General features: G+C 70.4%; 10 protein-coding genes. 6 read left to right on the forward strand and 4 right to left on the reverse strand.

Annotated features, from left to right (window positions below; all coding sequences use genetic code 11):
* Positions 1-10: 10 nt before the first annotated feature.
* Genes E1218_RS16300 through E1218_RS16310 form a run of 3 tightly spaced genes read right to left on the reverse strand, consistent with a single transcriptional unit; the run spans position 11 to position 2,165 of the window.
* Entirely contained in the window at positions 11-415 is a 405-nt protein-coding gene (locus E1218_RS16300; protein ID WP_132320954.1) for a RidA family protein, read from the reverse strand.
* A gap of 14 nt (positions 416-429) precedes the next feature.
* The gene (locus tag E1218_RS16305) at positions 430-1,164 is read right to left on the reverse strand and encodes an IclR family transcriptional regulator (protein ID WP_132320936.1); all 735 of its coding nucleotides are present in this window, start codon (positions 1,162-1,164) and stop codon (positions 430-432) included.
* A complete protein-coding gene (locus E1218_RS16310; protein ID WP_132320938.1) occupies positions 1,161-2,165 on the reverse strand; it encodes a sugar kinase in 1,005 nt (334 codons plus the stop codon). Before E1218_RS16310 ends, E1218_RS16305 begins: the two co-directional genes overlap by 4 nt.
* A gap of 140 nt (positions 2,166-2,305) precedes the next feature.
* On the opposite strand from E1218_RS16310, the gene E1218_RS16315 reads away from it, so the two are divergent.
* Genes E1218_RS16315 through E1218_RS16330 form a run of 4 tightly spaced genes read left to right on the forward strand, consistent with a single transcriptional unit; the run spans position 2,306 to position 7,030 of the window.
* Positions 2,306-3,616, forward strand: a complete 1,311-nt coding sequence (locus tag E1218_RS16315) for a type III PLP-dependent enzyme domain-containing protein (protein ID WP_132320940.1) — start codon at positions 2,306-2,308, stop codon at positions 3,614-3,616.
* A gap of 1 nt (position 3,617) precedes the next feature.
* A complete protein-coding gene (locus E1218_RS16320) occupies positions 3,618-5,204 on the forward strand; it encodes an N-acyl-D-amino-acid deacylase family protein (protein ID WP_132320942.1) in 1,587 nt (528 codons plus the stop codon).
* A 12-nt stretch (positions 5,205-5,216) separates the two neighbouring features.
* Positions 5,217-5,846, forward strand: coding sequence for a bifunctional 4-hydroxy-2-oxoglutarate aldolase/2-dehydro-3-deoxy-phosphogluconate aldolase (locus E1218_RS16325; protein ID WP_132320944.1), 630 nt, complete (start codon positions 5,217-5,219; stop codon positions 5,844-5,846).
* On the forward strand, positions 5,843-7,030 hold the full coding sequence (locus tag E1218_RS16330; protein WP_132320946.1) for a mandelate racemase/muconate lactonizing enzyme family protein: 1,188 nt from the start codon (positions 5,843-5,845) through the stop codon (positions 7,028-7,030). Before E1218_RS16325 ends, E1218_RS16330 begins: the two co-directional genes overlap by 4 nt.
* On the opposite strand, the gene srmL is transcribed toward E1218_RS16330, so the two are convergent.
* Positions 7,013-8,128 carry a PheS-related mystery ligase SrmL gene (gene srmL, locus E1218_RS16335; protein WP_132320948.1) on the reverse strand — a complete coding sequence of 372 codons (1,116 nt, stop codon included), beginning with the start codon at positions 8,126-8,128 and terminating at the stop codon, positions 7,013-7,015. The genes E1218_RS16330 and srmL overlap by 18 nt on opposite strands.
* Before the next feature lie 272 nt (positions 8,129-8,400).
* Between srmL and E1218_RS16340 the strand changes: the two genes are divergently transcribed.
* The gene (locus E1218_RS16340) at positions 8,401-9,444 is read left to right on the forward strand and encodes an alpha-hydroxy acid oxidase (RefSeq protein WP_132320950.1); all 1,044 of its coding nucleotides are present in this window, start codon (positions 8,401-8,403) and stop codon (positions 9,442-9,444) included.
* A 5-nt stretch (positions 9,445-9,449) separates the two neighbouring features.
* Positions 9,450-10,192: methionyl-tRNA formyltransferase (locus E1218_RS16345; RefSeq protein WP_267900312.1), on the forward strand; the 743-nt coding region annotated here is incomplete at its 3' end.

The raw sequence follows: 10,192 nt of genomic DNA on the forward strand, positions 1-10,192 counted from the left end.
CGCCGAGAGGTCAGCTCAGGACGGCGAGGGCGTCGATCTCCACCAGCATCTCTTCCTTGGGGAGGCCGGTGAAGACGGTGGTGCGGGAGGGGAGGACGCCGCTGGGGGTGCGGGTGGAGAGATACTCGGCGTACGCCTCGTTCATGGCGGTGAAGTGGTCGCGGGTAGTCAGGTAGACGCGCACCATGACGATGTCGTCGAAGGAGGCGCCGCCGGCGGTCAGGATCGCCTCGACGTTCTGCAGGACCCGGGTGGTCTGGCCCTTCACGTCGTCGGCGAAGACGAACTCACCGGTCGCCGGGTCGACGGACCCCTGACCGGAGACCTGCAGGATGTTGCCCTTACGGACACCCTGTGAGTACACCGGCATCGGCGCGGGGGCGTCGGTCGTGAGGACGGCGGTCTTGTCGGACATCAGCGTCATACCTCTCAGTTGTAGTCAGCACTGATCGCCTCGGCTGTGGCGAGCAGGTCGGGCAGGAGCTCCAGCACCTGCTCGTAGTTCAGCAGTACGTCGGGCACCGAGACGGACACCGCCCCGACCACCCGGCCGTCATGGTCGGTCACCGGCGCACCGATGCAGTTGATGAAAGACTCGTGCTCGGCCCGGTCCTGCGCCCAGCCCTGCACCCGAACCGCATCCAGCTCCGCACGCAGTACGTCGGGATCGGTGATCGTTCGGGGCGTGAACGCGTGGTAGTCGATCGACGCCAGCAACGCCTCCCGCTGCCGCGCCGGCTGAGCCGCCAGCAACACCTTCCCGACCGCGGTGCAGTGCAGTGCCGCCGGTACGCCGACCTGCGAGTACATCCGCACCGATCGCACACTGTCGAGCTTGTCGACGTACACGACCTCACCGTTCTCCCACGCCGCCAGGTGCACGGTCTGCCCGGTCTTCTGGTTCAGCTGACGCAAGTGCGGTCCAGCCACAGCCCGTACGACGTACTCCTCCCGGGCAGCGTCCGCCAACGCGAACAGCCGCGACCCCAGCCGGTAGCGATGTGACTCGTCCCGCCGGACGAACCGGTCGGCCTCCATGGTCCGCAGGAGCCGCAGCACTGTCGTCTTGTGCACGTCGAGCTCGGTCGCGAGCTGGTCCAGCGACCGGTCGCCCTCCCCCAGGCTGGCGAGGATCCGCAAAGCCCTGGCGAGGCTCTGACTCATGGCAGCTTCACACCCGCCGGACCGACCCGGACTGCGGCCCACTCTTCGTCGGAACAGGTCAACAGGGCTTGCCGGACGGTAGGGTCCAGCGGCGCCGCGTGGTCCTCGGACACAGCCAGCACCGCCGCCGCACCCAGGTGCCCCAGCCGCAACCGCTGCTCCATCGGCAACCCCTGCAACGTCCCGGCAAGGAACCCGGCCGCGAAAGCGTCACCGGCACCGACCGGCTCGACCACCTCGACGCTCAGTGCAGGCACTTCGGTACGACGACCATCCGGCTCCACCACGAGCGCAGTATGCGCGTCGTTCTTGATCACCAACGTCGACGGAAATCCAAGCAGTTCACGCAGCTCAGCCGGGTCACTCGTGCCGGCGAAGACCTCAGCCTCGTCAGCCCCGATCAGTACGACGTCAGCCGCCCGTAGCACCCGCCACAACACGGCTGGGTCCTTGTCCCGCCAGAGCGCCGGCCGCCAGTTGAGGTCGACGCTCAGGATGTAGTCACGCTGCTCGCCGGCCAACTGCTCGAGCATCGCGGCAGCCGACTCGGAGATCGCCGCCGTGATGCCGGTCGTGTGCACCAACGCCGCACGTGCCAGCCGCTCACGGACCGGGCGGCGGTCGAGGAACGACGGATCCATCGCCGACGCGGCCGAGCCGAAGCGGTAGTAGTGCATCCGCGACCTGCCGTCCATCGAGTGCTTCACGTAGAGCCCGGTCGGCCGCTCCGGGTCGGCCTCGACGCCGCCGATCTCGACGCCGCGCTGCTCGAGATCACGCAGTACGTGCCGGCCGAACCCGTCGTCTCCCAGCCGCGAGATCCAGCTCGTCGCGATCCCGAGCGCGGCCAGGCTGCCGGCCACGTTGCACTCGGCCCCGCCCACCGACCGCCGGAACGTCTCGACGTCCTCCAGCGGCCCGCCCGCGTCGCCGGTGAGCATGATCATCGCCTCGCCGAGGCAGATCGCGGTCGGGCCCGTCTCACCAACGGCGTCGGACATCGGCACTCCTCGGCGGGCGAGTGATGGGATGGGGCGGACCACGTTTCGTTGACGTGAGTTCCGGCGCGATGCTACAACCGTGGAGTCAGAATGCGCAATCATCGTTGCGTGATCTGCAATCTCAAGGTGCAGAGGATCCGATGCCAGTCTCCTACGATGCAGATGCCCTCGCCGCTCTCGCCGACCGGCAGGTGAGCTGGCAGGACAAGGCCCTGCCGCCCGCCTTCTGGGGCCGGACCGTCGCCGACGTGCTGGCGGACAAGCCGCGGCTCTCCCAGCTGCCCACTCCGCTGCTGACTCTGTCCGAACCCGGGCTGCGGCACAACGTGGACACCCTCGCCCGCTGGTGCGCCAACCATGGCGTCGAGCTCGCCCCGCACGGCAAGACGACGATGGCTCCGGCGCTCTGGGCGATGCAGCTCGCGGCCGGCTCCTGGGCCATCACCCTTGCGAACGGCTTCCAGCTCGGCGTCGCCCGTGCGTACGGCGTGAGCCGGGTGCTGATCGCGAACGCAGTGGTCTCTCCGCTGCAACTGCGCTGGATCGCCGACGAACTGGCGGCCGACCCGACGTTCGAGGTCCTGGTCTGGGCCGACTCGGTCCGGACGGTGGAGCTGATGGAGGCGGCCCGGTCGGCGCACGTCGGTCCGGGCGCCCGGCCACTCGACGTGCTGGTCGAGGTCGGTGGGCTCGACGGCCGGACAGGCGCCCGGGACGCCGAGACCGCGCTGGCCGTCGGCGAGGCGATCGCCGAGGCCTCGACCCTGCGGCTGGCCGGTGTGGCCGGCTACGAGGGCGCGATCGGCCACGGCGTCGACGAGGCCGAGCTCGAGACCGTCCGGGCGTACCTGCGCGACCTCGGCGGCATCCACACCCAGCTGCGGAAGCGGGGCCTGTACGACGCGGACGTCGTACCGGTCGTGAGCGCCGGAGGCAGCCAGTACTTCGACGACGTGGCCAGGGTCCTGGCGCCACTCGGCGAGGACGGAGCGCGCGTCGTCCTCCGGTCCGGCGCATACATCACGCACGACGACGGCATGTACCGCCGGGTCTCGCCGCTCGGGGAGTCCCCGCGGACGGACGGGGACCGACTGGTTTCCGCGATGCACGGCTGGGTCCGGATCACGTCGCAACCCGAGCCGGGGCTGGCGATCTTCGACGCGGGCCGGCGTGACCTGCCGTTCGACCAGGACCTGCCCGAGCCGCAGCTGGTCCGGCCGCGGTCGGACGGCGCGCCAGTGCCGGCAGCCGATGGCATGACCGTGACCAAGCTGAACGACCAGCACGGGTTCCTGCGGTTCGACGGCGATCCGGTGGTCATCGGCGACGAGCTCCGGGTCGGGCTGTCCCACCCGTGCACGGCGTTCGACAAGTGGGGACTGATCCCGGTGGTGGACGATCCGGACGCGGCCGACCCGGTCGTGGTGGACCTGGTCAGGACCTTCTTCTGAGATGACCGATCTGCTGATCAGGGGTGCCACGGTCCTGGACGGCTCCGGCGCTCCCGGTGCCCAGGCCGACGTGGCCGTCGCGCACGGACGGATTGTGGCTGTTGGCAACGATCTGCCGGCGGGCCGCCGGACGATCGACGCCGATGGGCTGGTGCTGTCCCCCGGGTTCATCGACATGCACGCGCACTCCGATCTGCAGATCCTCGCGAACCCGGACCACACCGCCAAGGTCAGTCAGGGCGTCACGCTGGAGGTCCTCGGCCAGGACGGCCTCTCGTTCGCCCCGATCGACGACCCGACCCGGGCCACGGTGCGCCGCCAGATCGCCGGCTGGAACGGCGAACCGGGCGACTTCGAGTTCTCCTGGTCGACGGTCGGTGGCTACCTGGACCGGCTCGACCGGGGGATCGCGTGCAACGCGGCGTACCTGGTTCCGCAGGGCACGCTGCGGATGATGGTCGTCGGCACCGGGAACCGCCCGGCCACGCGCGCGGAGCTCGACGAGATGAAGCGCCTGCTCGCCGAAGGCCTGCGGCAGGGAGCGGTGGGGATGAGCAGCGGCCTCACCTACACCCCCGGCATGTTCGCCACCACCGACGAGCTGGTCGAGCTGTGCACGGTCCTCGCCGGGTACGGCGGTTACTACAGCCCACACCAGCGGTCGTACGGCAAGGGCGCACTGGACGCCTACGGCGAGATGGTCGAGGTCGCCCGTCGGTCGGGGTGCGCGCTGCACCTCACCCACGCGGTGATGAACTTCGAGCCGAACCGCGGCCGCGGCGCCGACCTGGTCGCGATGATCGACAAGGCGGTCGCGAACGGGGTCGACGTCACCACCGACACCTACCCGTACCTGCCGGGTGCGACCACGCTGGCCGCGATCCTGCCGAGCTGGACGGCCGAGGGCGGCCCGGACGCACAGCTGGCTCGCTTGCGGGACTCCAGCCTTCGGGCCCGGATCGCGCACGAGCTGGAGTACGTCGGCTCGGACGGCTGCCACGGGTGCGTGACGGACTGGAACACCATCGAGATCGGTGGCGTGAAGAACCCGGCGCTGGACGGGGTCGTCGGCAAGACGGTCGCCACGCTCGCGGTCGAGACCGGCGTCCCGCCGGCCGAGGTGTTCTTCGACCTGCTGATCCGGGACAACCTGGCGACCTCGATCCTGCAGCACGTCGGGCACGAGGACAACGTCCGGGCGATCATGCGCCATCCGAGCCACACCGGCGGCTCCGACGCGATCCTGGTCGGCGCGAAACCGCACCCACGGGCGTGGGGCACGTTCCCGCGGTACCTCGCGCGGTACGTCCGCGAGCTCGGCGTACTCGAGCTCGCCGACTGCATCCATCACCTCACCGGCCGGCCGGCCCGGCGGCTGCGGCTGACCGATCGCGGACTCGTCCGGGAGGGGTACCACGCCGACCTCGTGCTGTTCGACCCGGCGACGGTCCGTGACACCGCGACCTTCGCCGAGCCCCGGCAGCAGGCCGAAGGCATTCCGTACGTCCTCGTCAACGGTGTCCCCGTGATCGACGAGTGCCAACGCACCGACGCACTCCCCGGCGGCGCCGTCCGCCGTACTCTCTAGAGAGGAAGCTTCATGCTGGACCTGCTGCGAGCCGACCGTGTCCTGACCGTCGTCCGGGCGCCGCAAATCGGCGACGCCCGCGACCTGTGTGCGGCATTGGTTGCCGGCGGCATCCATGTCGTGGAGCTGACCTACACCACGCCGGACCTCCCCCGGCACCTGGAACGCGCCGCCTCGACCACGGCCGAGACCGGTGCGGTGGTCGGCGCCGGCACCGTGCAGACCGGCGCGCACGCGCAGCAGGCGGTCGACGCCGGCGCGCAGTTCCTGGTCACGCCCGGCCAAGGTCCCGAGGCCGCGGCGGTCGCCGACGCCGCCCGCGCCGCCGGCATCCCCGTCGTCCTCGGTGCCCTGACCCCGTCCGAGGTGATGACCGCGTTGGCGCTGGGCTCCGACGCGGTGAAGATCTTCCCGGCGCACCAGTTCGGCCCGAAGTACTTCAAGGACCTGAACGGCCCGTTCCCCGGCGTACCGCTGATCCCGTCGGGTGGCGTCAACGCCGGCAACGCGCGCGACTTCCTCTCCGCCGGAGCGCTCGCCGTCAGCGCCGGGACGGACGTCGTCGCGCCCGCCGACGTGGCCGCGGGGAACTGGCAGGAGATCACCGCCAAGGCCGCCACCTTCTGCAAGGCGCTGCAGTGAGGATCACCGCGGTCGAGACGGTCCGCCCGCGGATCCAGTCGAACCTGTGCTTCGTCCGGCTGCACACCGACACCGGGCTGACCGGGCTCGGGGAGTCGTTCTTCGGCGCGCCCGCCGTCGAGGCGCACATCCACGAGACCGTCGCCCCGCTGTTGCTCGGCCTGGAGAACCCGGCGCCCCAACAGGTCGCGACCCTGCTCACGCCGTACGTCGGCTATCAGGGCGGTGGCGCCGAGTTGCGCGGCAACGGCGCGGTCGACATCGCGTTGTGGGACCTGATCGGCCAGAACACCGGGCTGCCGCTGGCACGCCTGCTCGGCGGGCCGGTCCGCGACCGCATCCGGACGTACAACACCTGCGCGGGCGGACGCTACATCAGCACGACCACGCTGCAGAGTTCCTCGAACTGGGGCCTGCCAGCGGACGCCGGTGAGTACGAGGACCTGTACGCCTTCATGAACCACCCGGCCCGGCTCGCCCGCGAGCTGTGGGACGAAGGCACGCGCGGGATGAAGATCTGGCCGTTCGACCAGGCCGCCGAGGAGAGCAACGGGACCGACATCTCGCCGCGGGCCCTGGCCGCCGGTCTCGACATCGTCGCCGCGATCCGCGCCGAGGTCGGGTTCGAGATGGACCTGATGATCGAGCTCCACGGGCTGTGGACCCGGACCGCGGCGTTCAAGCTCGCCCGGGCACTGGCGGAGTTCCGGCCGCACTGGATCGAGGATCCGCTGCGGCCGGACGCCGCCGACGCCCTCGGCCACCTGCGCGCGGAGATCGGCATCCCGATCGCCACCGGCGAGACCTGCATCGGCCGCCGCGGGTTCCTGCCGCTCTTCCAGCGCGGTGCGGTCGACGTCGCCACGCTCGACATCGGTTGGACCGGCGGTGTCACCGAGGCGGTCAAGATCGCCTCGCTCGCCGACGCGTACTCGGTCCCGATCGCGCCGCACGACTGCACCGGGCCGGTCTCCCTCGCGGTCGCCACGCACGTCGTCTGCAGCCAGCCCAACGGGTTGATCCAGGAAACCGCTCGGTCTTTCATCCGGACCTGGTACGGCGCTCTGGTCGACGGACTCCCGGAGTTGGTGCCCGGCGAGGTGATCCTGCCCACCACGCCGGGCCACGGTGTCCGGCTCCGCGACGACCTGGACGCGGTCTCCCGGCTAACCGATCAGCTCTAGCACCGGCCCCGCGTGCAGGGCCCGGTAGACCTTGTCCCGCAGGGCGTTCGCCTCGGCGTCGGTCAGCGTCCGGTCCACCGGCCGGAGGACCAGCCTGACCAGCACGTTCCGCTGACCGGGGTGGAGTTGGAGGCGATCACGAGCGGCTTGCGGCAGGTCGTCGTACGACGTTTCCCCCAGGACGTCGAGGGACTCGGCCGCGTCGGCGTCGACACCCAGCGCGGTACGGACCCTGTCGCCGAGCGCCTCCGGCGACACATCGGTCTCTGCGTCGACCACGACGGAGAGGTCGCGGCGGACCGGTGGCATCGAGGAGACCGGCTTGTACGGCGTCAGGTCGAGCATCTGGTCCGCCACCCGGGGATCTGTTGACCTGAGCAACCGAATGTCGCGGATGCCCTTGCGCAGCATCAGCAGTCGGTCCAGCCCAGGACCCATCGCCAGACCGGTCCAACTCGCGTCCAGACCGGCCTTGCGGAGGACGTGCGGAGCGGCGACACCGCATTCGCCGATCTCGATCCACTGATCGTCCAGCAGCACGTCGACCTGGCGGCCGTGGATCGTGTACGGATGGACGGCGGGCACGGTCCGGTACCTCCGGCCGGGCAGCACCGTGTCGACGAGCCGGGCGATCATGTCCGCCAACTCGGGCTCTCCGAGGGAGACGTTGCGGCTGATCCGCCAGAGGTCGAGCTGATGCGGCGTACCCGTGTGCTGCCAGTCGACCGAGTCGCGGCGGTAGCAGATGCCGGCACAGATCATCAGTACGTCGGAGGACGCCGAGCCGGCCAGCTCACGCAGCGCCGGCGGGATCATCGCCGAGGTGTGGCTCCGGAGTACTTCGCGGTCGGATGCGTAGCGGGTGTAGCGGGCCTCCCGGGTGACCGCGTCGGCGGCGTACCCGAGGTTGTCGTAGTTGTCGGCCAGGGTGACGACCGGATGGTCGCGTCTGGTCCAGATCTCCGTGTACGGCCAGGCGTGGCCGAGCGCCGTACGGATCGAGTCGACGACGAGCTGGATGGCGTGCGGACCCTGGGCCGGGTCGGTCAGGTCGCGCAGGGACAGAGCGGAGTGCAGTTCTTCCACAGTGATGGACATGGGAGTTCTCTCCAGGATGACGGTCTCGACAGGGGTCCACCCCGGTCGGCCGCGGTCACCTCAGGAGAGAGCGCAGCAACGGCTCACCCCGTCGGCACCGTCGTGCCGGCCGGGGCGTGGAAATCGCCGCCCGTACTGCGTCATGCCGTCCACTGTACCCGGCAGGCCGGCCGCGGGCGGAAGGAATTCGCAGTGCACTCGCCCGGCATCCTTCCGGACCGCATCCGGAATTTCCGGCTCAGAGAGCCGGATCGGGTGTAACGATGGGGCGCATGCGATGGATCGACACCCTCGAAGCCGAGGCCGCGGAGAAGCTGCCCGAAGCCGTGCACCGGTACTTCCGGCAAGGCTCGGCCGGCGGCGTCAGTGCGGGCGAGGCGGTGGCGGCCTGGTCGGCCTACCGGTTCCGGCCGCGCGTGCTGACCGACGTGTCCACGGTCACGGCGGCGACCACCGTGCTCGGGACGTCGGTCGACGTACCGGTGCTGGTGGCGCCGTCGACGATGCATCGGATGGCGGATCCGGACGGCGAGGTCGCGATGGCGAGCGGGGTCGACGCGGCGAAGTCGATCATCGGGATCTCCAGCAACGCCGGGACGACGTTCGCGGACCTCGGGGCGACCGGGGTGCCGTGGTGGCTGCAGATCTACATCGTGCGGAACCGTTCGGTCACCGAGCGGATGGTGGACGCGGCGGTCGCAGGTGGTGCGCAGGCCGTTGTGCTGACGGTCGACACCCCCGTCGTCGGTCGTAAAGAGGACACCGGCGAGACGGTCTGGGATCTCGTCCAGCCGGGTCAGCTGCTGGCGAACCTGCCGGACGGGGAGTGGACCGACGACGACCTGGCGAAGGCGGACGACCTGGGTCCGAAGGCGATCGGCTGGCTCGCCGAGCGCACCGGGTTGCCGGTGGTGGTGAAGGGCGTGCTGCGGGGTGACGACGCGAAACGGTGCGCCGACGCGGGCGCTGCCGCCGTGATCGTGTCGAACCACGGCGGACGCCAACTCGACGGTTCCGTCCCGACCGCGCAGGCCCTGCCCGAGGTCGCGGAGGCGCTGGCCGGCACGAGCACAGAGGTGTACGTCGACGGCGGGATCCGCCGCGGCGAACACATCCTGGCCGCGCTCGCCCTCGGCGCCCGGGCGGTCTTCGTCGGCCGGCCCGCGCTCTGGGCGCTGACCGTCGGCGGGTCCGCGGGTGTCACCCGTCTGATCACCGACCTGGGCTCGGAGCTCGAGCACTGCCTCCGGCTGATCGGGTGTCCGCGGGCTGACGACCTGACTCCTGACCTTGTGACCAAACGACTGACGGACTGACGCTGATGAACGAGAAACAGACGCCCCTGCGGATCGTCACGCTGAACGCGTTCCTCCCGGGCTACCGATTGGTGCACGAGTTCGCCGAGCGGAACGGGCACGAGATCGTGCTCGTGGTGACGCTGCCCCGGACCGATCGATACGGCCAGGACAGTCCCCTCGCGGTCGACCTGCCGGCCGGAAGCAACGCGCTGATCACCGGCAAGCTGCGAACGGTCGCGGCGCCGGTGATCGAGGCGCTGCGCCCGGACGTGATCATCTCGGCAGCGTTCCCGCGGCTGATCCCGGGCGAGATCCTCGAGATCCCGAAGTACGGCGCGATCAACTGCCACCCGTCCCCGCTGCCGGCCGGGCGCGGACCGACCCCGCAACGGCTGATCTACGAGGGCGACGAGCGGGTCGGCGCGACCGTGCACCGGACGGCCGTCGAGTTCGACACCGGGGCGATTCTCGCCCAACGCGTCGTACCACTGCCGGACGATCTCAACGGTCCGGCGATCATGCAGACCTGGCGCACTCTCCTCGGCCAATGCCTCGACGAAGCCGTCCCCCGCCTCGTCGCCGGCGACCCCGGCACCCCACAGGACCCGGCCGACGCCACCGAGGCCCCGTTCTTCACCGAGGCCGAACGCTACCTCGACCTCACCGAGCCGTCCGCCGTCATCCGCCGCAAAACCGCCGCCCTCAACGTCACCGCCCCCACTGCCAGACTCCGCCTCTCCGGGACTACCTACACCATCACCCGCAC

This window comes from Kribbella turkmenica (genome assembly GCF_004348725.1).
GTDB lineage: Bacteria > Actinomycetota > Actinomycetes > Propionibacteriales > Kribbellaceae > Kribbella > Kribbella turkmenica.

Excerpts from the sequence above, each read along its gene's own strand:
- E1218_RS16300 (WP_132320954.1), bottom strand. The coding sequence starts at position 415 with ATGTCCGACAAGACCGCCGTCCTCACGACCGACGCCCCCGCGCCGATG.
- E1218_RS16305 (WP_132320936.1), bottom strand. The coding sequence starts at position 1,164 with ATGAGTCAGAGCCTCGCCAGGGCTTTGCGGATCCTCGCCAGCCTGGGG.
- E1218_RS16310 (WP_132320938.1), bottom strand. The coding sequence starts at position 2,165 with ATGTCCGACGCCGTTGGTGAGACGGGCCCGACCGCGATCTGCCTCGGC.
- E1218_RS16315 (WP_132320940.1), top strand. The coding sequence starts at position 2,306 with ATGCCAGTCTCCTACGATGCAGATGCCCTCGCCGCTCTCGCCGACCGG.
- E1218_RS16320 (WP_132320942.1), top strand. The coding sequence starts at position 3,618 with ATGACCGATCTGCTGATCAGGGGTGCCACGGTCCTGGACGGCTCCGGC.
- E1218_RS16325 (WP_132320944.1), top strand. The coding sequence starts at position 5,217 with ATGCTGGACCTGCTGCGAGCCGACCGTGTCCTGACCGTCGTCCGGGCG.
- srmL (WP_132320948.1), bottom strand. The coding sequence starts at position 8,128 with ATGTCCATCACTGTGGAAGAACTGCACTCCGCTCTGTCCCTGCGCGAC.
- E1218_RS16340 (WP_132320950.1), top strand. The coding sequence starts at position 8,401 with ATGCGATGGATCGACACCCTCGAAGCCGAGGCCGCGGAGAAGCTGCCC.